This window comes from Streptomyces yunnanensis (genome assembly GCF_029011865.1).
In the GTDB taxonomy this organism is placed as follows: Bacteria; Actinomycetota; Actinomycetes; order Streptomycetales; family Streptomycetaceae; genus Streptomyces; species Streptomyces yunnanensis.
Genome location: NZ_CP095749.1, coordinates 8,947,249 through 8,967,869, shown reverse-complemented (window position 1 = coordinate 8,967,869; position 20,621 = coordinate 8,947,249). Strand labels below are relative to the sequence as shown.

The window sequence follows — 20,621 nt, the reverse complement described above, 5'->3', positions numbered from 1 at the left end:
GGAGTAAGCCGGACCTCCGCCCGCCGCCCCACCCCGAAGGCCGCAACCCGCCACGAGGAACACGCTCGATGAACACGCCGCCCGGCCCCCCGCCCATGACGGAACTCTCCGGTGGAGAGGCGCTGTGGCTGCTGGAAGGCAGCACGCTGGGGCAGCTGGCCTACGTCCAACGGGAACAGGCCGTCGTCCGGCCCGCCCGACACGTGTGGGAGTACGGCCGCCTGATCGTGCGTGCGCCCGTGCCGGCCACGGCGATTCCCCCGACGGCGACCTACGCCGCGAACGAGATCGATCCCAGGACCGGCACCGGCTGGACCGTCACCCTCACCGGCCCCGTCGACGTGCTGCGCGATCCCCACGAGGCGGCGCACTACCGACGCACCCTGGCCGGTTGGACGCACGGTCCGCACGACACGCTCCTGCGGTTCCGCCCCCAGACGATCACCGGCTTCCGCCTGGCCGGCGCGGAGGCATGATGTTCGCACCCCTGACCCCGTTGCCCTACCGGCATGTGCTCACCCTGCCCGCCGAACCCTCCGCCGTCCGGATAGCCCGCGAGACCGCCGAACTGACCCTGAACGGCTGGGGCATCGGCCTTCGCCATCCCGCCGTGGACCCGGCCCTGCTGATCCTCAGCGAGCTGGTCACCAACACCGTCCGGCACGCCGCCGCGCACTCCCCGCAGGTCACGGTGATCTACGGGGCCAGCCGGCAACGCCTGGTCTTCGCCGTCCATGACACGCATCCCTACCAGCCGCCGCTGGACGGGCCGGTCGACAGCACCAGCGGCGGCGGTCTGGCCATGGTCAGGGAACTCGTCTGCGACCTGGGCGGCACAGCAGTCGTTCGCACGAGTACCACGGTCGCGGGGAAGGGTATCTGGATCACCCTGCCCCTATGACCGACAGACCGCCCGCGCAAGGGAGTTCATCGTGACCATCGAATGGCACTACACCGTCGAGGAGAACCTCGGCGTCCTGTCCGTCGCCGGCTACCTGGGCCCGGAGGCCGCCCATCGGTTCACCGGAGCGGTCGGCTGGGTACTGGCCCGGGGCACCGGTCCCGTCATCGTCGACCTGAGCGAACTGCGCAGCTGGTCGAGCGAGGGTCAGCTGGCCCTCGCCGACGCCGCACGTCGCCTCACCGCGGCGGGCCGCCCCCTGGAACTGGCCGCGATCCCCGCCGACGGCTCCCTCGTCCCGCCCGGGGACTGCCCGCCCATCCCGGTGCACACCGACCTGACCGCCGCCCGCACCGCCCACGGCGCCCGCCCGTGCCAGGGGGACGAGGCAGAACACCGCAACTGGCGCACCACCGGCTGGCCCACCGCGCAGGATCAAGATGCCTAGCACGCGGGCGGGGGTTCCGACTCACGCTCCCGCGCACACGCGGAAGAGCTACTGACCTCCGCAATCGCCGAGGTCTTCACTCCTGGATGCGGCGGCCCGGTCCTCTGGATGCGGACCGGGCCGGTTCCGCAGGCGAAGATGGGCCGTATGTTCTTGATGAGTGGATGGATGCCATACACCGGGGCCCGACCCGCGGGGAAGCGCTGCCGCCCCGGGGAGGCGATGGCACGATGAGCACGCCGCTGTACCGCCTCAAGGCCGAGTTCTTCAAAACGCTCGGCCATCCCGTACGCATCCGCGTCCTGGAACTGCTCAGCGAACGCGAACACGCGGTGGCCGAGATGCTCCCGGAGATCGGCGTCGAACCCTCCAACCTCTCCCAACAACTGGCCGTCCTACGCAAAATGAACCTCGTCACCACCCGCAAAGAGGGCTCGACCGTCTACTACTCACTGACCAGCCCACAGGTGGCCGAACTCCTGAAGGTGGCCCGAGCGATCCTGTCCGGAGTACTGACCGGACAAGCCGAACTCCTCGCCGACCTGCAATCCGGCCAAAGCAAACCCGCACCATAAGGGACCCCAGACCGGCGGCCGCCTCCCGAGAGCCTGGACAGCACTCTACGAACGGGAGGCGGCCGCCTCCCCCGTTCGCGGGACCTGTCGGCATCGCGGAACGTCAAGATCAGACCAAGTCACCGAGGTACACAGGAGCCTGCGCAGCCTCGGTGGTGCCGAGTGCGGTGAGCGGCACCACCAGCCCGAGCGGAAGCAGGACCAGTTCGTTGAGCGTGGCCAGGGGGTGCCAGACAACGGCCGCCTGTGTGCGGTCCGGCGCCGTCGCCGGCAGCGCGGCATCGGAGGCCGGTTGGGCTTTGAAGTACAACTGAAGCTGCTGCATTTGGGTGCGGTGATGCGGATTGCCGGAGTGCCGCTCCGGCAAGTACTCGCGGACCCAGAGCAGTTCACCGACATCGACCCGCAGGCCGGTCTCCTCCCGCACTTCACGGCCGGCTGCCTCGGCAGCAGTCTCACCGGGCTTGACGCGCCCGCCAGGCAGCACGTGGAACTCTCGGCCGTTGTCGCAGTGCCGGATGAGCAGGATCCGGCGCGCCTCATCCACCACGACAGCGCGGGCACTGACCCGCGGCTCGGTGAGGCGTGCGGGCGGCTCAGCGCCGGAGGGAGACAGTGCATGATCACTCATCCGCGCAGCCTACGCAGTCTGCGGAGACCGGTGGCCGCTGGTCTCCACCGGCGGGACGCCTCGGAGGCATGAGGGACTCAGAATTCCTTGGTCATGAAGACGCGACTGGTGCCGGCCGGCAGGCACGGCACCTCCCCCATGCGGCGCCAGCCGTTGCGCTCATAGAACCCGGGCGCCTGGAAGCTGATGGTGTACAGGACGGCCGCCCGGCAGCCTCGCGCCCGCCCCTCCTCCTCGGCCCGGCGCAGGATCTCACTGCCCAGGCCCGAGCCACGCAGCTGGGGCGGCAGGTGGAAGAGGTCGATGAACAACAGGCCGAGGGAGGTCCGGCCGGTCAGGCCGCCGAGGATGCGGCGGGTGCCGGGGGCGCGGACCAGGACGGCCAGGGGACGACGGTCGTCGATGCCGGTGATGTCGATGTTGAAACGGTCCAGGGCGTTCGAGATCACCGCCGTGTCAACGGGGCGGGGCGCATCGGTGAGGACGATTTCCAGCGCGGGCCTGCTCGGCGGGTCCGGTGCGTGCGAGGGCGTGCGGGCCATGGCAAGTGCGGCGTCCGCGACCGGGGCCAGCGGACTGGCGGCGTCGGCACCGGGAACCGTGCAGCGCCGCAGGTACTGCTTGATGAGTCGCACCATCGGGCGTTCGTGCTCCTTCGGAGGGCGGTACGGGGCGGTTCGGGACGGGGAGCGTAGAACGCCGCCGGTTCGGTTCCGGCCGAACCGACGCTCCGGAATACTTGGGGCATGGCGGCTCACAGAGCAGGCAGGGCGGACAAGGCGCACAACGATGTCGGCGTTGACCTCGCCGCAGTGGCGCGGCTGCTCGCGGAGGACACCCGCGCCGACATCTGCCTGGCCCTGCTGGACGGCCGGGCCTGGACGGCCCTCGAACTGGCCAGGCACGCCGGGGTAGCGCCCTCGACGGCCACCGAGCACCTGAACCTGCTGGTGAGCGGCGGTCTCCTGACCGAGGAACGGCACGGCCGCCACCGCTATCTACGACTCGCAGGCCCCAAGGTGACGGCACTGATCGAGAGCCTGGCCGAACTCGCCCCGCGCCGCCCCACCCGCCCCACGTCACTGGGCGCCACCGGCCGGGCCCGGGCCCTGGCCCGCGCCAGACTGTGCTACGACCACCTCGCGGGCACCCTCGGCCTGGCCGTCACGGACGCCGTGGTCGCGGATGGCCTCATCACCTGGGAACCGGAACCACGGCTCACCCCGACAGGGGCGGCCCGCCTCGCCGAGCACGGCATCGAACTCCCCACCGCCACCCGGCGCCCGCCGGTGCGCTCGTGCCTGGACTGGACCGAGCGCCGCCCCCACCTCGGCGGCGCCGTCGGAGCCGCGATCTGCGCCCACGCCCTGGACGCGGGCTGGGTCACCAGAATCGGCACGGGCCGCGCCTGGCACTGACAGAACCCGGCCGCCAGGCATTCCGCGACCGCTTCCACATCCCCGAGGACCGGCTCCCCGTCTGAGACCGTGTCCTACATGGCAAGGCTGCGTACCTCATTCGACACTCGACATTCGACGGTCAGTCCTGTCGGCGGGCGTCACGGACGGTGCGTTCTCGGCCGGGCTCAACTGGCCTGAGCAGAAGGCGAGTCAGGCAGAGTGGCGGCCGGCCAGATGGCATCGGGGAAGATGGCGGCGCCGGTGTCGGTGTCGGTGTCGGGCATGAGGGTGGTGAGTATCTGCTGGGCGGTCTTCGCATGGTCCATGGCGCGGGGCAGCATGACGCTTTCATAGGCGTCGAGGGCCTCGTCGATGGTGGGGTGGCCGATGACGGCTTGGGCGAGTTCGGCGCCGTCGAGCAGGGCGAGGTTGGCGCCGACGCCGACCGGCGGCATCAGGTGGGCGGCGTCCCCGAGCAGGGTGATGCCGGGGACGCGCTGCCAGGAGTGGGGAACGGGAAGGACGAACATCGGCCGGTTGACGAAGTCGCCCTCGTTGTCGCGCAGGATGTCCAGCAGACTCTCGTGCCAGCCCTGGTACTGGGCGAGGAGGCGGGCGCGTACGGACTCGGTGTCGGCGAGGTCGAGGACGGCGTGCCAGTCCTGGGGGCCGCGGAAGGTGATGTAGCCGCGGACGTGTCCGTTGCTGTTGCGCTGCAACACCAGGCTGCGGCGGCCCGCCTTGGCCGACATGGTGCCGGTGCCGACCAGGCGGGCGATGCCAGGGTGCCGGTGGTCGACGTCGTTGAAGCGGACTTCCACCATCGTGATGCCGGCGTAGGAGGGTTGGGCGTCGGAGAGCGCGGAGCGTACCCGGGACCAGGCGCCGTCTGCGCCGATGACCAGGTCGAAGTCCTCGACGGTGCGGTCGTGGTGGTGCAGGCGGGCAGCGCCGTGCGGTAGCGGGGTGACGGCCCTGACGTGGTGGCCCCAGCGGACCGTGCCGGGTGCGAGGGATTCCAGCAGGAGGCTTCGTAGCTGGCCGCGGTCGATCTCGGGCCTGCTCAGATCGCCTTCGCCGGCCTGGTCGTGGCGTATCAGGGTCGCGTGACGGTCGTACAGGAGCCACTCCTGGCCTTCGGGCCGGGACAGGGCCAGGAACCTGTCGAACAGTCCGGCTGCGCGCAGGGCGACCTGGCCGGTTTCTGCGTGGATGTCGAGAGTGCCGCCCTGCGAGCGGGAGTTGCGGTCGTTCTCACGCTCGAAGACCGTGACCGGCACGCCGTGCTGTTGCAGGACACATGCGCAGACGAGGCCGCCAAGGCCGGCGCCGGCGATCGCGATGCGAGGGGTGTTGGGCATGAGAGTCACGCTCCGTTCTACGGATGAGGACAGTGCTGGTGCGTTGTGGTGACGCCCTGGGAGTTGGAGCGGCGGCACCTGTGCGGCGCAGGTGCGTCGTCGGCGCTCCCGGTCTCGGCAGCTGACTGCCGGTCAGGCGCACTGCCCACAAAAACACAGCAACTCTAAAAGTACAACTGCTCCGACTTTCAATCCGATCGCCTTTGTGATCGAATCTGCCGCGAGGGATAAGATCGGGGCATGGCCGAGACAACGACGGGGCGCCGCGAGCGCAAGAAGGCCCAGACCAGGCAGGCACTGGCGGATGCCGCAGTGCGGCTGTTCACCGAGCACGGCTTCGACAACGTCGGGGTACGCGAGGTGGCGGAGGCGGCCGACGTCTCACTGAGCACGCTCTTCAAGCACTTCCCCAGCAAGGAAGCCCTCGTCTTCGACCTGGACGCGGACGTCGAGAGCGCTCTGGTCGCCGCAGTCCGCGACCGAGACCCCGGCCAGTCCGTGCTGCACGCCCTGCGCGACCACCTGGTCAGCACCCGTACCGGCGTGAGGACAGACGACCCCACTTTCGTCCTCGTCGAATCCACCCCCGCGCTGCGGGATTACGCCCGGCGCATGTGGTCACGCCACGAGAAGACACTGGCCGCCACCCTCGCCGATGCCACCGGACTCGCCGTGGATGCCCCCGCCGTCACCGCCCTGGCCCGCTTCACACTGGAAGCCCCCAGCATCGCCCGTGCGAGCGAAGACCCGGCCCGGGCCATGCGCGACCTGTTCGCTCTACTGGAACACGGCTGGGGCACCACCCCGCTGGCACGACAGGAAGACCGCCCCGGTCAGGACGGGTGACCGCGACCAGAGCCCGTGCCGACATCCCTTCCTGCGCGACGAGTGGAGCAAGAACCCTGTCGCGCGGCGCGAGGTGAGCTGCTTGGCAGCCCGTTCGTCACCGATTCCAGCCGCTTGCGCGGATTTGGCTCTCCTACTGCGTCGGGTCCGGCAGGGCTGCCGCGGGCAACAGCCCTGCCTCGATCGCGTGCCGGGGAAGGCGGATGCCCAGATGCTCTCCGACCGTATGAAACACACGAGGAAGCAGGTCATCGCCGCGCCACACCACAGCGGCCTGGCGCAACGCCTCGTCCAGCGCGGCGACCTTGCCGGTGGGGTCTGCACGCCCGGGATGATCCAGCAAACTGTCCTCGCCGATTCCCATGCACCACACCTCCCCGTCGCCCGGTGAGTACACGAGCCTGGACGGGGCCTGATGCTGGTTCAGCGTCACGCACACCAGCTCTTCGCCCCGGCGGGGCATCGCGCCCTCGACCTCTTCGATCCAGTCCAGATACCACGTGGCGCACGGGTAGTCCTCCAGCAGAAACGTCCACTCCCCGCTGGTGCCGAACATGCACTGCCAGTCCTTGTACTCCTCCCCCGACCACCGTGTGCTGTCCGATCCACGCCAGACCGTCACCTGTCTGCTCTTCGGTCATGGCCGACACCGTAGGACATCGCCACACCGGACCGATGTCCCGCACGTCACACACGCCTGTGCCTGGATCACCTGGACACGCACGCGCCGTTCCGTCGCAGACGGGCTCAGGCGACGACGTTGACGGAGGATCCGGACGCGAAGGCCAGGATGTGCGGGACTGCTTCCTGCCGGCTCGCGAAGTGGCCGTGCACACCCTCCACGTCCACTCAGGGTGCCCCTGACGCCCTGGTCACGCGACAAAGGGTGTTGACGTCGGCCGCGTTCTCGGGTCTCCTGCTGCGATGTCTGACCTTCGCTTCCAACAGCCGGACGATGACGCTGCGCTCAGGGACTGGCAGTTCGTCCACAACGCCATCATCCCTACGCACATCCTGTCCATGGACGAGATACGGGAACGCGCCCAGCGCCACCATCTGGAGGTTGCGTACCTCGGTGATGTTCTCGTGGGCTGCAGCACGGTGCGCCCGCCCTCGGACGACGCGTTGACGGCCACGGTGATCGCCCGTGTGCTCGCTCCCCACCGTGGGCAGGGGTTCGGCGAGGAACTCTACGCGCGTGGGCTCAACCGGGCACGGGAGTTGGGCGCCGAGGTGATCGAGACGGTGATCCTGTCCTCCAACGAGGATGGCCTACGGTTCGCACGCAAGCACGGGTTCGCCGAGATCGAACGCTACCTGCTGCCAGGGGAAGCCATTCCGTGGATCGATCTGCGCCTTGCCTGATCCGAGCGGCCCGGGGCTGGGAGTTGGGCCTGGTTGAAGGTATGGAGGGTTTCCCGGGCAGGCCGAAGGCCCCTTCCGCGCAACGGGTGCGGAAGGGGTCGGCAAGGGCGCCGGGGGTGGATGCGGGCACCCACCCCCGGTGCGGTTTGCGGTGTTTGACGCTGCGTCAGAGTGTGGTGAGCAGCGTGCTGCCGGCGATGCTGCCGGCCCCGAGTGGCCTGAGGGCCAGGCGCATCAGGGGGAGCACGTTGTCGTCACCGGCGATGCGGTTGGCGCTGAGCTCGCCGCAGGACTGGCACTGATGGATGATCATCCATTCGCCGTCCGGTCGTACGGTCAGGCTCAGTGCCTCCATGCGCCCGTGGCACGTCGAGGCGCGGTCGCCTGGGATGCGGTGGTCGACGTGCAGGCTGGTCAAGCAGTTCGGGCAATGGTTGCGGTGTGCGGTGCCGGGCGCGACGAGGGACACGTCGAGCCGACAGCCGACACACCGGAAGTCATTGGCCCGGTGTCCGCCGTTGCCGTGCAACACGTCCTTGTAGCGCTGCGGCCGGTGCCGGTTCTTGCGGCCCCCCGACTGTGTGCGGCGTGGCATGGCTGTCTCCTTTCCGGGTGGGCGTTCAGAGGGTGCCGAACGCTTCGAGGGGGAACGGAGGTTGGGCCAGCGGGCGCACGGCCATGCGCATCAGGATGAGCTGGTTGTCGTCCGTGGACACCGGGTTGGAGGTGAGCTCGTCGCATCGTACGCAGCGGTGGATGATCATCCAGTCGCCGGTGCGGAGCACGGCGATGGCGATCGGGCTCATCTTCGAACCGCACGCGGACGGGCCGCCTTCGATCCGGTCCATGACGTGCCTGGAGTGCAGGCACGACGGACAGTGGTTGCGGCGGGTGCCGTCGGGGGCCTGGGCCGAGACGGTCAGTCCGCACCACACGCAGCTGAAGGTGTCGGTGTTGAGGACGTGGTTGATGGTGCTCTGGTGGTGAGCGAGGTTGTCGCTGGACACCCGGATGCTCCTTGCTGAGAAGTGTGTGATGACAGCAAGAGCAGGCCGAGCGGCCTCGGGAAACCCACGCGCGGCACGATGGAGCGACGGCCGGGGATACGGTCGGCAGCTTCCACGGCCACGAGGCCAGGGGCTGGGGTATAAAGCACCGGGATTCCGTCCCGGTAGAACGCCGTGGGAGGCACGGCGAAAGGGACGGCTACGCGATGCGGCGAGGCGCACTCGGCGCGGGCCGGGACATCAAACACCTCTTCTAGGGAAAGAAACCCGAGAGCAATTGAATGGACTTCATCAAGTTAACACACGGGGGCGGCGGGAAGTCCAGTCCTTTCCGTGCCGTCTCCGTCAATCGCGCGTCTCCCTGCGGGGCTGTCGGCGGTCTGTGACGTCGAGGGTCCGGGCCAGGTCCTGCAGCACCCCGGCCAGCCATGCCTCGGCGTCCGGTGCCGGTTCCCCCGCGCGTGCCGTGGGGCGGTGCGTTGGATCCGGGCGCGTGAACGCTGCCGGCGCGGCGGCTTCCGACCGGCGACCGGCCGCGCTTCTCAGGTCAGCAGCGGCGTACCGCGCGCGTGCGGCGGCTTCTTCGGCAAGCCGGGCCAGCGCCTCGGCGGTCGCCGGGGGCAGTGCCGCGCGGTGCGGGTGCTGGTGGCGCATCAGCAGCAGTTCGCCGCCGACGGCCATGTGGTAGCCGCAGGTCAGCACGTGTTCGATCAGTTCGTCCCCCGCATGTGGGCGGGTCTTCTCCGCCTGGTTCTGGGCGTAGGCGGCCTCCGCGCGGAGCATCGCGCGGCGGACGGGGTGCAGCGGATCGGCCGGTGCCGTGCGACCGCCCAGAACGGCGATGACGGACCGGCAGCCGTCCCCGCCTGCCGTGAGGAAGTCGGCGACGGTGTCGCACAGGGTGCCGTGGCTGCCGCGCGGCCAGGCCAGCAGGCTTGCCACCGCGCCGATCGCCCCGCCGAGCAGGACGTCGACGAGCCGCTGCTCGGAAAGGTGCCAGTCGGGCACCGACAGCTGCGTGAAGATCAGGACGAAGGCGATCGTGAAGGCCGCCTGTTCCCAGGCAGGGCCGATCAGCGGCCCGGCGCCGAAGCCGCACAACATCGCGACGGGCAGGGCGAAGGCGTAGACGAGTGGGACGTCGCCGACGCCGTGCAGCACCAGGCCCATGGCCACCGCGCCGGCGGCCGTACCGACGAAGGCGGGCCGCAACTCCGCGCGGGTGTCGGCCGCGGACGTCCGCATCAGGCTCAGCACCGCGAACAGCACCCAGAAGCCGTGCGAGAGAGCGAGCAGGCCGACCAGGGCTCGGGCGCAGCCCAGCGCCAGGCCGATGCGCAGCGCGTTGTGCAGGTGGACCGAACGCCGGTGGGCGTGGGCCGCCAGACGGCGGAAGCACAGCGCGAGTGGGGACGTGGTGACGTACCACGGTGGGGAGTCCGCTTGCGCGGCGGCCTGCCGGCCGCCTGCGGCGATGCGTGACGCGAGCAGGGCGAGTTCGGCGCCTGCTGCCGTGGCGCGGGCCACCGCGTCCTGCCGCAGTGCGCCGGGCGAGCTGGGCGGGGCGTGCGTCGGGCCCGGCCGTGGGGTCGCGCCGAGGGCTTCGGGGGCCGGGGTGGCGGCCGGGGCCTGGGGCGGGGAGCCGCGCAGGGTTGCCGCCGCCGAGTGGAGGCGGGGTGCGACGGGGCGCAGGAGGGCGGCTGCCTCGGGGCGGGGTGATCCGTCGACGGCGTACAGACGGTCCAGCTGACCGTTCACGTAGCGCGCGGCGGTGCGGGCGTGGCAGAGGGCGAGGTCGTGCGCGGTGGGTGCGACGGGGCGCTCGGTCGCCGCGACCCGTGACAGTCGTGCGGCCTCGACGGCGCGGTGCGCACTCTCCCGGCACCGGCGCATGGACGCATCCGCCCGCGCGCCCGTACTCAGGTGGGCGGCGACGGTCGCGGCATAGTGGCCCAGTGCGGACATGGCGTCCGCGAGGGCGGCCCGGTAGGCGGGCGCCAGCGCCTCGGGCCACATCCAGCGCTCGGCGCAGCTGATCAGTACGACGCCGATGGTCAGTCCGATCAGCCGGGAGACCAGTGCCTGCGGAGCGTACGGCGGGAAGCACGGCAGGACGTAGAAGAGCTGGAGGGCCGGGGCCACGCCGCTGACGCGCGGGCCGCAGGCGGTGCAGAACGCCACCGCGAAGCCGATCACCACCATGCCGCCCGCGGCCGCCCAGGTGTTGACCGCCAGCGTGGTCCCCAGGGTCACCAGTGCCCAGCCCGCCGGGAGGACCGACAGGAGCGTCCCGGCGCGCTGTCGCGCGTTCCCCGGCAGGCGGGCGAACAGCCCCAGAGGCAGCGCGCCGAACATGGCGTACAGCCCCATGGCGGGATCCCCCAGCCCGTAACGGCAGCTGTAGAACCCCGTGCACCCCGCAACGGTCACCCGTACGGCACGCCGTACCTGGGGCGGGGCGCTTCCCGGGTTCACGGGCCTCGGGACGCCGTGTCCCAGGGTGCGATGACGGTCGGCGCCGTGGACCGGGGCCGACACGATGCGGGCAGGTCCATGTCGATTCCCAGGCTAAGGGTTGTCCCGTAATCCCTGGTGGATCAGCGCACGGCGTCAGATGCGGTGCATCGCAAGGCGGAGGGGCATCCAGATACCGGGCGTATCCGGATGTTCCGACAACGCGGCGAGGTGCCGTAGCTGTCGTCGTGCGCCCACCAGGGATTACGGGACAACCCTTAGGTGTGTCGGTTTCGGGTGCAACCGGGCTTGGCTTCCCAGGTCGCTCCAGGGTTCTTCGCGACCGCACGGGGGACGTGACGTCATCCGGTGCACCGGGCGATCGACCGACTCCGCCGCGGCTTCCACGCGACGAGCATGGGTCATGTGGGGTACCGAGACCCCTCGCGGACGCGGCCTGATCGGCGGAATGGTTTCCCCATCCGCTTTCGCTGGATTTCCCTATTCATGGTTTACGCGGCCGGCCGCCAGCCGCCCCGGAATTGAATTCCACTCCCCATATTCGACCAAGGAATGCGAATGTGAATTCCGTCTTCAATTCGCACCCGAAAGGACGATTTGCATGCCTGGAGAAATCAGTGGCGTCACCCGCGTGATCGTCGGGGTGGACGGCTCGGAGGGCGGCCTCGCGGCCCTGCGGCAGGGCGCCGAAGAGGCGAGCCGCCACGGGGCCGCGCTGTGCCCCGTGCTGGCGTGGACTCCCCCGGGCGGCGAGGCGGCCGACGCGCTGCAGCCCGCGCCGCTCGACGTCCGCTGGCACTGGCAGCGGCAGGCCGAGACGACTCTGGAGAAGGCGTGTGAGGCAGTGCTCGGGGCTGCCCCGTTCGCGATGCCGGTCATGCCCAAGGCTCTTCGCGCGGAGGCCGGACCGGCACTGGTGGCCTGCGCCCGGCACGACGCCGACCTGCTCGTCATCGGCGCGGGCCGGCGCGGCCCCCTCCATCACCTCGTGTACGGCTCGGTGGTCCGTCACTGCTGCCGCCACGCCCACTACCCCCTCTTGGTGGTCCCCTTCGAGGGCACTGGCTGAGCGGGGCAATCCCCACAGATCCTCACCCGGGCGCCCAACCGGTCCAGGGAAGGGGCTACATGAGACTCCCGCGCCTTCGCCTCTCGACCGACCACCACCAGCACGACCATCCGCTGCGCCGCACGTCCGACCGGCTGCGGTTCGGCGTCGACGCACTGCTGGCACTGGTCCTGTTGCTCGGACTGCCGAGCGCGGCCATCGTGGCGGGAACGGCCGCTTATGCGTGGCGATTGCACAACGCACGCACCGAAGCCGCCGAACGCCGCCTGGTCACCGCCCACTTGACCGCGGGCACCTCCGACCGGGGCGAGCAGGCCCCGCCGTCCACCCTCGGGCCGTTCACCGCGCCCGCGCGCTGGACCGGCCCGGACGGCAGGCCGCACACCGCAGTGATCCAGGCAAAGCCGGAGGACCGGAAGGGGACGCCGGCGCGCATCTGGGCGGACCGCCAGGACGAGGTCGCCAGTGCCCCTCCAAGCCACGCGTCCGCACTATCGACGGGCTGGCTCGTCGGCAGTCTGGCCGGAGGGCTGTGCGCGGGAATGGGGTACAGGGCGCGGCGGGCCGCGGCTCTGCTCCTGGACCGGGTGCGCTACCGGCAGTGGGAGGCGGAGTGGCGACGGGTGGAGCCCCGGTGGTCCCGGCAGGCACCCGGAAGCTGAGGTGCCGATCTGGGCGTGGGGTTCCACAGCGCGAGACGTGGTCAAGATCGCCATCATAGGTGTGATAAAAGGAATATCGGTAACTATCCGCCATACGACTCATAAAGCCCCGCAACCTCGCCGAGAGCGCCTCTCGGCTGCCCGAACCACAACCGACCGCGCTCCGCGGGCCCGTCGCAGATGGCCACCGGTCGCCCCAGCACTCCTTATGCCGAATCCGCACAGCACGCCCCGTCACAGGCCGGTCGCGGCCGTAGCCGAGCAACCACGCCCGGCGCGGCCGTTCCGTCGACGTACCTTGCTCGCCACCACCACCGCCCTCGCGGCCGTGGCGCTGCCGCTGGCCGCCTGCTCCGTGCACACCGGCCCGGTGAGCGCCGGGCCCGCACCCGAGGTCACCGCGCCACGGACCCTGTGGGCCGGCTCACCGGCGCCCGGCCGACGAGGCGGGGCCGAGCCCCCTGGTGCCGGCGACATCCGCGGGGTGGATGCGCTGGCCACGGTCAAGGCCGACATCACCGCCGGCCAGGCGACCGCCGACGGGCCGGAGGCGATGGACGAGGCAACCCGCGCCAAGGTGGCCCACTGCACGGCGATCGGTGCGGGCTGCCCGGTGCGCACTCCGGAGTACCACGACCTGACCGGCGACGGCCGGAACGAGTTGATCACCGGCATCGACATGGACGGCGGCTTCTGCTCACTGCGGGTCTACACCCTGCGCGGCGGCAAGCCCGTCCGTGTGATGGCCTACCCCGCCGCGGTCCGCTCGGTGCAGGTGTCCGGCCGGGACCTGATCCTCTGGGAGGACACCGCCACCCCCGACTACCAGCAACGCACCGTGTACGCGTGGGACGCGGGACAGCGGACCATGGAGTTCCAGTCCCAGGAGTACCGCCGGGTGCGGGGCGCCGGCTCCTCGCCGCCCGCCAAGGGCGGCTCGTGACCACGCTGAGGAGACTGCACGCCTGGACCGGCAGGCTGCATGCCAAGTTCGCCCTCCTGCTGACCGTTGCCTGCTGCACGGTCGCCGTGGTGATCGGCTTCCTGGTGCACGCGGACGTCGGAGAGCAGACCGTGCGCCAGGCGCGGGCCGCCGCCCTGGCCAAGTTGGAGGAAACCACCACCGCCTACGTCGCAGGGAATCCGCTGCCGCCCTGCGGACGACTGGATCCACCCGAACTCCCGTCCGCCCTCAAGAAGTTGGCGCTGCACGGCCAGCACGGCACGATGCTCGGCAGCTTCCGGGGCCGACCGGTCATGTGGGCGGCCCGCCCGGCGGACGGCACCGTGCTGGCGGCACGGTCCGACTACAGTCAGGAGACCGAGACCCTCGCGGGCCTGGACCACGCCATGGTGATCTCCGCGGGTGTGGCCATCGTGTGCGTACTGGCGGTCGGATCGTTCGCGGTGTCGCGCGTGACCCGACGACTGCGCCGGACGGCCGCCGTGGCCCGCCGCATCAGCACGGGCGACCTCATGGCACCGGTCACCGAACCGGCGGGCGGGGACGCCGCGCGTGGGCGCGACGAGGTCGCGGATCTGACCGCCGCGCTGGACGCCATGGCATCCGCGCTTCAGGACCGGTTGCGCAGTGAGCAGCGGTTCACCGCCGACGTCGCCCACGAACTGCGCACACCGCTCGCGGGCCTGCGCGCGTCCGCCGATCTGCTGTCGCCCGGTCGGCCCACCGAACTGGTCCGCGACCGGGTGCACCACCTGTGCCGGCTCACCGAGGACCTGTTGGAGATCTCCCGGCTGGACTCCGCGACCGAACGGGCCGACCTCGACTCGCACTTGCTCGGCCCACTGGTCCGCGGCACGGCGCGCGTCCCCGGCCAGGAGGCGGATGTCCACGTCATACGGGACGCATGCGTGGACACCGACCGGCGGCGCCTGGAGCGGGTGTTGGGCAACCTGCTGCTCAACGCCCACCGCCACGGCCGTCCGCCGGTCACCCTCACCGTGGACGGCCCCGTGATCACCGTCCGCGACCACGGCGCCGGCTACCCCGCCTACCTGCTGGATCAGGGCCCGCAGCGCTTCCGCACCGAACCGACCGCCGGCCACCAGGGGCACGGCCTGGGCCTGACCATAGCCACCGGGCAGTCCCGCACGATCGGCGCGCGACTGGAGTTCTCCAACGCCCCCGACGGCGGTGCGATCAGCACCCTCACGTTCACCACCGGTCCGGACACCGAACCCGATACCGAACCCGACACCGAACCTGCCGGCCGGAACGTCAAGTAGCGTGCGGGTGAGCCTGTTCGTCGGCTGCGGCCGGGACGAGGCGGGCCGGTGCGGGAGTGCGGAGCCGGGCGTCAGGACGGTACGGGCGCCGTGGACGGCGAGGGAGCGAGTGGCCCTGCCGTCTCCCAGGCGAATCCGTCCGGGTCGGTGAAGGGGCCGGCGGTGCCGCCGAGGACGATGCGGTGCGATCCGGTGCCGTCGGCGGGGACGCCCACGTCCTTGGCCAAACCACGGCGCTGGTACAGCGCCAGCTTGACGGGGCTGGCACCGTCGGAGGTGAACTCGGCGTACTTGCCGCCGAAGCTCCTGGCCACCGTCAGACCCCGGCCGACATAGAACTGCTTGCTGGCCTTCACGTCCTCCACGCCCAGCAGGAGGACGACCTCGCCGATCTCACGGATGGCCGGGGCGCGATCACGCGCGTTCGCCCGATCCCGCTCGGGAGGGCGATTCAGATGCCTTCCGTCGCCACATGTGCGATGACGCGCCTGATGTATTCCTCGCGGTGCCGAAGCAGTTCAGCGCTGATGAGGATGCGGTTTCCGCCGATCGGGAGGAACAGGGTGCCGGTGATGGGCAGCGCGGTCACCTTGAGCCGGAATCCGCCGAGGCGGGCGCCGGTGGTCCTCTCGTACTCGCGCACGGCATCCCTCATGCGCAGAACACCACGCGCGGGACGGCTTGCGTTCGCGACTTCGCGTTTGCGCTCGGCGCTCCACAGGCGGATGGCATCGCGGTTGTCCTCGACAATGCGGCCGAGCAGGCCACCCGGCGACAGCGGAACCGCCGATTCATCCTGCGTCGAGGCTGCCAGTGCGCGTTCCCACCACCGTAACCACTCGGCGTCAACGTCCGCCGCATCGTGCACAGTTGATTCGACGACCAGGCTCGGCTGCGCCACGACTGCCGGTATCCCCAGCGGGTCACGGATGCCGAGCGCGTCGCGGACTGCCAGCACAGCGGCCAAGTGGTAGGAGTACCCCAGGGCTACTCCCCACGGCGCGCTCGACGTCGATGCCATGATTCTCCCCTTGCCTCAGACGATCTCTGCGCTGTCGGCCGGGACCGGAATCGGAGCATCAGCCACCGCGCCAGTCCCCGACCCTACTGACCGTCTGCTGCGCGCGGAGGCCACAAAGACGATGTCCCGACGGCCGCTGCCCACGTGGCCCTGCCCAGCAGCACAGTGACTGGGGCGGTTCGTCTCGACTTGGCCGCATGTCGGGCCGAGGGTCGACGGCTGTGAACGTGGACGAAGGCTTCACGGCTCGGACGGTGGCTCAGGCACTCCCGATCTCGCGACCTCGGCCGGGGGGTCTGAGACCTCCGGGCCGGTGGGCCGCTGCCGCACTGTTGGTGGTCGGCGGCGCGCCTTGAGGTGCTGCACGCCCCGGGAGCACAGGGCGGTGACAAGTGTTGCGGCCAGGGCACCGAGGAATTCGGGGAGGGCGGCGGACAAGATGTTCATGGCTACGCCGACCCCCTGCCGCGGAGGTCATCGCGGCGTTGCCGTTCCGCGACCAGTCGGCGGACCTTGCGTCGCACGCGTTCACCGACGACGGTCGGGTCGTCGGCCCCGGCCTCCTGGGCGGCATCGGCCCAGGTGCGCACTCCTGGGTGAGCCCAGGCCAGCGCGACCGCGCGCTCTGCCGGCAGCAGCCTCCTGATCAGGGCTGCCAGGCGGGCGTTCTCCGGCGTGACGTCGAGCGGCGTGGGCGTGGTGTCGGGCTTCTCGGCGACCAGGTCCTGGACGGTGATGCCGTCGCTGACCGGGGTGTTGAGGAGCAGGACCCTCCCGTGCCGGGTGCGTCGGCGCCATACGGGGGTCAGCTGGCGGTGCAGGGCCAGGATCTCTGCTCGCAGTCGCGCCAGGGCGGCTTCGTCGAGCTGCTTGCCGTGGTCGAGGGGCTCCAGCCAGTCGTTCCCGAGCAGCGCCGTGGATGCCGCTTCCTGCCAGCGGGTTCCGCGCCGCAGGCCGATCACGTCGGTCGCGAACGCCTCCACCAGGTCCGATCGGCCCACCAGCGCCGCCCGTCTGGCCTCCAGTGCGCGCACCATCAGAGGGAGTTCGGCCGGATGCGCGGCCTCAAGCTCGGCGAGGGGCAGGAAGGTCGGCAGCCTTTTGTTGAGACAGGACGGCACCGCACACACCGATCCGTCGGCGTGGACGTTCAACGGCACCATCTCGTCCGGCCCGAGGAACGTGAGCGTGCTCAGGACGTCGTGGTCCCCGCGGCGCGGCGCGGGTTCAACCCGGTGCAGCGCCCGCACCGTGACCAGCGAGCCCGGGGCCGCCTTGGTCCGTTGTCGAAGGGTCTGCCCCGGGAGCCGCACCGGCAGCGGCGGCCGCTCGCGCGCGTCCGGCGCATCCGGTGCCGGCGGTGCCGGCGGTGCTGGCGGCTTGGTCACTAGCCGCAGGCCCAGCCCCCGCTGACGTAGGGGCTGGATAAGCCGCACCAGCCGGCGCGAGCTTTTCGACGAAGACGTCCCGGACACGAACTGGCTCCTTGAGAGAATTTCGCAAAAGGCTTCCTCTCTTAAGCCCCGGGACGAAGCCGATCCGACAAAGAAAATCACCACACGCCAGGTGATCTACGTCACAGCAAGTGTGTGCTGGGCAGGGCACGTTGCCCGGCGCGTACGGACGGACGGGTCCGGCGGGCCGGCCCGGACCGGGCCGGTCAGCTCGGCCAGTCGCTACTGCTCCAGCTCCGCCTTCGCCCAGTCGGCGACTACGGCCACGGCGTCAATCTCGCTCTCATTCCCGGGTCGGTCAGGCGAGCCGAACATCCCGAGCAGGCAGGCGCAACAGGTGGTCCACACAGCGGCGGTCTTCAAGTACGTCACCCACGGTCGAGATCCTCCGTGGGCGGGCCGGTCAGAAGGACACCACGTCCGGCCCGGTGAACCTTCCGCGCCGGGACCGCGTCTTCCCCCGCGACCGCCCCCCACATGCCCAGGAGAACAGGCCATGGCCGACAAGGACGTTGAGCAGACCGACGAGCGGGGTCACCTCTTCGGGCCCTGGTGGGCGGACCTCGGGACGTGGGGGGCCGTCGCACTGATCGCCTTCGGTGGCCTCGCGGCAGCATGGGTCCATTTCCGGCTGCCCGGCACCCCGGAGGAGCCGGCCGCCGGCTACCACGGAGCCGCCAAGGTCATCGCCATCGGCCTGGTGACGGTGGGGTGCACCTTGCTGGGCCGCCGTCGCATCCGGGCCGCAACCATCAAGGAGACGAACGAACGGGAACGCGCCTGACGCCACCGGCCGGTGAGCAACGTCAGACGGCGGCGACGTCCTGCATCCCGCAAAGCCTTGCAGGGTACTGGCCCAACTCCCAGAATCCGCCGGCAAGCCGAGGGACCGGCGCGATCCCCATAGTTCCCGGGCATTGTTTCGCAGGTGGAGAAGGGCAGGCGATGCGCCCAGGAGATGGCCCGCTCGATGCGTCGGAACGCACTCACGGCAGTCCGGCCCGCGCAGCCTCACATCCGGGATCTCAGCACGTCCACCTCACAGCCCGGCGCGAACGGGTCGAAGCCGTGCTCGACCAGCCAGCGAACCCCCAGCAGGCTTCGCAACGACCACCACGCGCGGATCACGTCGAGGTCGACGTCGGTTCCGTAGCCGGCGACGACGTCGCCGAGGTGCTCCTCGTGCCCGAGCGTCAAGGTGGCGAGGTCGAACAGGGCATCACCCTGGCCCGCCTCGGACCAGTCGATGATGCCGGTGATCTCGTCGCCGTCGACGAACACATGAGTGATCTGCAGGTCGCCGTGCGCGAAGACCGGAGTCCACGGCCGGAGCGCGGCCTGCGCGACCTGGCGGTTGTGGGTGACCAGGTCGGCGGGCAGGACCCCGTTCGTCACGAGCCACTCGCACTCGCCGTCGAGATCCGCCGCCAACTCGTCGAGGCCCCGGCCGCCGCGGCCGGGCCAGGGCGGCAACGGCGCGTCGTGCAACTTCCGGATGGCGGCGCCCGCCGTGGCCCACGCCGCCGGCGACGCGGTCGACGGCTCGCCGAGGCGGCCGAGCGCCGTCCCCGGGAGCGCGGCGATCGCGAGCACGGGCGGCTTGCGCCACAGGACCTCCGGGGTCGGGACCGGCGCCAGGGCCATCGCCGCGACCTCGACGTCGATGCGCGCCTGATCGGCGTCCACCTTCAGGAACACGTCGCCGACGCGCAGCGTCGCACGCTCGGAATGGGCGACCACGACCTCGACCTCATCCATGGCGACCAGTATCCCGGGATGACCGTCGACGTCACCGGGTTTATCGCGTGCCACGGGGGGGCCATGGTCTCGGCGGCCAGTTCCCAGGCATACGGCAGCGGCTGGTTGTTCGGCATGACCCCGTTGACCGAGCCTGACCGACCGGTTTGAGGCGTGGTCAGCGCATCAGGGTGCCGCCGTTGACGTCGTAGGTGGCGCCGGTGACGAACGTTTCCCGGGAGGCGAGGAAGAGGACGACTCGGGCGACCTCTTCGGGGGTGGCGATTCGGCCCATGGGTACCTGAGAGGTGAGCTCGGCGAGTGCCTCCGGGCCGATCGAGCGGACCATCGCGGTGTCGATCATGGCCGGGGCGACCGCGTTCACGATGACGCCGTACGGGGCGAGTTCGGCGGCGAAGACCCGGGTGAGGGCGATCATCCCGGCCTTGCTGGTGCCGTAGGCGGCGCCGGTGGGGCGGGGCGTCTGGCCGGCGATGGAGGCCATGTTGACGATCCGTCCGAAGCCGCGGTCGCGCATGTCGGCGGCGACCGCGCGGGTCAGCAGGAAGACGGCGCGCAGGTTGACCGCGAAGACGTCGTCCCACTCCTCAGGGGTGATCTCCCACAACGATCGGGCGAGCGGCCGGGCGGCATTGTTGATCAGCACGTCGACCCGGCGCCAGTCACGAACCTCGGCGTAGGCGGCGGCGAGTGCGTCCGGGTCGCGCAGGTCGACCTGGACCGGCCGGATCCGTTCCCCGGTCAGGTCGAGGGCGTTGGCGAGGGCGCGGTTGGTCTCGTGGTCGATGTCCAACGCGGCGACGTGGGCGCCTTCGGCGTGGCAGGCGCGGACCAGGGCGGCGCCCAACCCCTGGGCGCTGCCGGTGATCAGGACAGTCCGGCCGTCGAGTCCGGTATCGAGCATCTGCTCCCCCTTTTCAGTGCCTGCTTCTTTCAGTGCCTGCCGGGATTTCTCAGTTCGTACCGAAGAACAGTGGGCGGCCGACTCGGGCTTCGATCCGCAGGTAGCGCCACAGTCGACTGTCGCCGACCGGGGTGTCGCGGACGATGCCGCACACCGCGGAGGCGGTCTGCAGGTCGGGGACGTCGGCGAGGATGTAGGAGGTCCAGGGCCAGGCGGTCGTGGCGCCGACCATCAACTGGTCGTCGTCCAGGGTGCCGAGCACGTGGACGCCGAAGCGTTCGCCGAGCCGGTCGAAGGCGGGCGGGATGGCGGCGGCCACGGTGGCGCGCAACGCGTCGTCGGCGGCGAAGAAGTCCTGGGTGACGCCGATGCAGAACAGGGTGCGCAGCGGGCCGGTTGAGGGCTGTCCCGCGGCGGGTGTGGGGTTGGGCGGGACGGCGGACTGGGTGGTGGTCATCCTGGGCCTCGCGGGAACGCGTCGGTGCGACGGTGCGGGC

General features: G+C 70.7%; 24 protein-coding genes and 2 pseudogenes. 13 read left to right on the top strand and 13 right to left on the bottom strand.

Annotated features, from left to right (window positions below; translation table 11 throughout):
• Positions 1 to 68: 68 nt before the first annotated feature.
• From MOV08_RS39240 to MOV08_RS39225, 4 genes are all read left to right on the top strand, one after another.
• The gene (locus tag MOV08_RS39240) at positions 69 to 476 is read left to right on the top strand and encodes a pyridoxamine 5'-phosphate oxidase family protein (protein ID WP_275310918.1); all 408 of its coding nucleotides are present in this window, start codon (positions 69 to 71) and stop codon (positions 474 to 476) included.
• Entirely contained in the window at positions 476 to 901 is a 426-nt protein-coding gene (locus MOV08_RS39235; RefSeq protein WP_039638969.1) for an ATP-binding protein, read from the top strand. The genes MOV08_RS39240 and MOV08_RS39235 overlap by 1 nt, the downstream gene beginning before the upstream one ends.
• A 31-nt stretch (positions 902 to 932) precedes the next feature.
• Entirely contained in the window at positions 933 to 1,349 is a 417-nt protein-coding gene (locus MOV08_RS39230; protein ID WP_275310917.1) for an STAS domain-containing protein, read from the top strand.
• A 230-nt stretch (positions 1,350 to 1,579) separates the two neighbouring features.
• On the top strand, positions 1,580 to 1,924 hold the full coding sequence (locus MOV08_RS39225; RefSeq protein ID WP_039638966.1) for an ArsR/SmtB family transcription factor: 345 nt from the start codon (positions 1,580 to 1,582) through the stop codon (positions 1,922 to 1,924).
• 109 nt (positions 1,925 to 2,033) lie between these two features.
• Here the strand turns inward: MOV08_RS39225 and MOV08_RS39220 are convergent, their stop codons facing one another.
• Positions 2,034 to 2,555: an NUDIX domain-containing protein gene (locus tag MOV08_RS39220; protein ID WP_275310916.1), complete on the bottom strand. Its 522-nt coding sequence runs from the start codon at positions 2,553 to 2,555 to the stop codon at positions 2,034 to 2,036.
• A 77-nt stretch (positions 2,556 to 2,632) separates the two neighbouring features.
• Complete coding sequence (locus tag MOV08_RS39215) at positions 2,633 to 3,193, bottom strand: GNAT family N-acetyltransferase (protein ID WP_275310915.1); 561 nt, start codon at positions 3,191 to 3,193, stop codon at positions 2,633 to 2,635.
• A gap of 108 nt (positions 3,194 to 3,301) precedes the next feature.
• On the opposite strand from MOV08_RS39215, the pseudogene MOV08_RS39210 reads away from it, so the two are divergent.
• Positions 3,302 to 4,038, top strand: a pseudogene (locus MOV08_RS39210) (ArsR/SmtB family transcription factor).
• A 102-nt stretch (positions 4,039 to 4,140) separates the two neighbouring features.
• On the opposite strand, the gene MOV08_RS39205 reads toward MOV08_RS39210, so the two are convergent.
• The gene (locus MOV08_RS39205; protein WP_275310913.1) at positions 4,141 to 5,316 is read right to left on the bottom strand and encodes an FAD-dependent oxidoreductase; all 1,176 of its coding nucleotides are present in this window, start codon (positions 5,314 to 5,316) and stop codon (positions 4,141 to 4,143) included.
• 240 nt (positions 5,317 to 5,556) lie between these two features.
• Here MOV08_RS39205 and MOV08_RS39200 point away from each other — a divergent pair, with 240 nt between their 5' ends.
• Positions 5,557 to 6,162, top strand: a complete 606-nt coding sequence (locus MOV08_RS39200; protein WP_275310911.1) for a TetR/AcrR family transcriptional regulator — start codon at positions 5,557 to 5,559, stop codon at positions 6,160 to 6,162.
• Positions 6,163 to 6,295: 133 nt separating this feature from the next.
• Here MOV08_RS39200 and MOV08_RS39195 read toward each other — a convergent pair whose 3' ends face one another.
• Positions 6,296 to 6,718, bottom strand: a complete 423-nt coding sequence (locus MOV08_RS39195; protein WP_275310910.1) for a hypothetical protein — start codon at positions 6,716 to 6,718, stop codon at positions 6,296 to 6,298.
• A gap of 368 nt (positions 6,719 to 7,086) precedes the next feature.
• Here MOV08_RS39195 and MOV08_RS39190 point away from each other — a divergent pair, with 368 nt between their 5' ends.
• Positions 7,087 to 7,527 carry a GNAT family N-acetyltransferase gene (locus MOV08_RS39190; RefSeq protein WP_039638957.1) on the top strand — a complete coding sequence of 147 codons (441 nt, stop codon included), beginning with the start codon at positions 7,087 to 7,089 and terminating at the stop codon, positions 7,525 to 7,527.
• A 166-nt stretch (positions 7,528 to 7,693) separates the two neighbouring features.
• On the opposite strand, the gene MOV08_RS39185 is transcribed toward MOV08_RS39190, so the two are convergent.
• From MOV08_RS39185 to MOV08_RS39175, 3 genes are all read right to left on the bottom strand, one after another.
• Positions 7,694 to 8,122, bottom strand: a complete 429-nt coding sequence (locus MOV08_RS39185; RefSeq protein WP_039638955.1) for an RNHCP domain-containing protein — start codon at positions 8,120 to 8,122, stop codon at positions 7,694 to 7,696.
• Positions 8,123 to 8,147: 25 nt separating this feature from the next.
• A complete protein-coding gene (locus MOV08_RS39180; RefSeq protein WP_275310908.1) occupies positions 8,148 to 8,534 on the bottom strand; it encodes an RNHCP domain-containing protein in 387 nt (128 codons plus the stop codon).
• A gap of 345 nt (positions 8,535 to 8,879) precedes the next feature.
• Positions 8,880 to 10,904, bottom strand: coding sequence for an FUSC family protein (locus MOV08_RS39175; protein ID WP_275310907.1), 2,025 nt, complete (start codon positions 10,902 to 10,904; stop codon positions 8,880 to 8,882).
• Positions 10,905 to 11,610: 706 nt separating this feature from the next.
• Between MOV08_RS39175 and MOV08_RS39170 the strand changes: the two genes are divergently transcribed.
• The 4 genes from MOV08_RS39170 (at position 11,611) to MOV08_RS39155 (ending at position 14,987) form a co-directional block, all read left to right on the top strand.
• The gene (locus MOV08_RS39170; protein ID WP_275310906.1) at positions 11,611 to 12,078 is read left to right on the top strand and encodes a universal stress protein; all 468 of its coding nucleotides are present in this window, start codon (positions 11,611 to 11,613) and stop codon (positions 12,076 to 12,078) included.
• Positions 12,079 to 12,137: 59 nt separating this feature from the next.
• Positions 12,138 to 12,740, top strand: a complete 603-nt coding sequence (locus tag MOV08_RS39165; RefSeq protein ID WP_275310904.1) for an Rv1733c family protein — start codon at positions 12,138 to 12,140, stop codon at positions 12,738 to 12,740.
• Positions 12,741 to 13,038: 298 nt separating this feature from the next.
• Positions 13,039 to 13,683 carry a hypothetical protein gene (locus MOV08_RS39160; protein WP_275310902.1) on the top strand — a complete coding sequence of 215 codons (645 nt, stop codon included), beginning with the start codon at positions 13,039 to 13,041 and terminating at the stop codon, positions 13,681 to 13,683.
• 5 nt (positions 13,684 to 13,688) lie between these two features.
• Positions 13,689 to 14,987 (top strand): sensor histidine kinase, encoded by a 1,299-nt coding sequence (locus MOV08_RS39155; RefSeq protein WP_275312022.1) that lies wholly within the window; start codon positions 13,689 to 13,691, stop codon positions 14,985 to 14,987.
• Between the two features lie 71 nt (positions 14,988 to 15,058).
• On the opposite strand, the pseudogene MOV08_RS39150 reads toward MOV08_RS39155, so the two are convergent.
• The 3 genes and pseudogenes from MOV08_RS39150 to MOV08_RS39140 form a co-directional block, all read right to left on the bottom strand.
• Positions 15,059 to 15,406, bottom strand: a pseudogene (locus tag MOV08_RS39150) (VOC family protein); the annotation flags it as partial.
• A gap of 32 nt (positions 15,407 to 15,438) precedes the next feature.
• The gene (locus MOV08_RS39145; RefSeq protein ID WP_275310900.1) at positions 15,439 to 16,008 is read right to left on the bottom strand and encodes a hypothetical protein; all 570 of its coding nucleotides are present in this window, start codon (positions 16,006 to 16,008) and stop codon (positions 15,439 to 15,441) included.
• A gap of 449 nt (positions 16,009 to 16,457) precedes the next feature.
• Positions 16,458 to 17,396 carry a hypothetical protein gene (locus tag MOV08_RS39140; RefSeq protein WP_275310899.1) on the bottom strand — a complete coding sequence of 313 codons (939 nt, stop codon included), beginning with the start codon at positions 17,394 to 17,396 and terminating at the stop codon, positions 16,458 to 16,460.
• A 562-nt stretch (positions 17,397 to 17,958) separates the two neighbouring features.
• On the opposite strand from MOV08_RS39140, the gene MOV08_RS39135 reads away from it, so the two are divergent.
• Positions 17,959 to 18,246: a hypothetical protein gene (locus MOV08_RS39135; RefSeq protein ID WP_275310898.1), complete on the top strand. Its 288-nt coding sequence runs from the start codon at positions 17,959 to 17,961 to the stop codon at positions 18,244 to 18,246.
• Positions 18,247 to 18,473: 227 nt separating this feature from the next.
• Here the strand turns inward: MOV08_RS39135 and MOV08_RS39130 are convergent, their stop codons facing one another.
• Positions 18,474 to 19,220, bottom strand: a complete 747-nt coding sequence (locus tag MOV08_RS39130; RefSeq protein ID WP_275310897.1) for a phosphotransferase family protein — start codon at positions 19,218 to 19,220, stop codon at positions 18,474 to 18,476.
• 18 nt (positions 19,221 to 19,238) lie between these two features.
• Here MOV08_RS39130 and MOV08_RS39125 point away from each other — a divergent pair, with 18 nt between their 5' ends.
• Positions 19,239 to 19,370: a hypothetical protein gene (locus MOV08_RS39125; protein WP_275310896.1), complete on the top strand. Its 132-nt coding sequence runs from the start codon at positions 19,239 to 19,241 to the stop codon at positions 19,368 to 19,370.
• A 7-nt stretch (positions 19,371 to 19,377) separates the two neighbouring features.
• On the opposite strand, the gene MOV08_RS39120 is transcribed toward MOV08_RS39125, so the two are convergent.
• Positions 19,378 to 20,124: an SDR family NAD(P)-dependent oxidoreductase gene (locus tag MOV08_RS39120; RefSeq protein WP_275310894.1), complete on the bottom strand. Its 747-nt coding sequence runs from the start codon at positions 20,122 to 20,124 to the stop codon at positions 19,378 to 19,380.
• A gap of 49 nt (positions 20,125 to 20,173) precedes the next feature.
• Entirely contained in the window at positions 20,174 to 20,581 is a 408-nt protein-coding gene (locus MOV08_RS39115) for a hypothetical protein (protein ID WP_275310892.1), read from the bottom strand.
• Positions 20,582 to 20,621 lie beyond the last annotated feature (40 nt).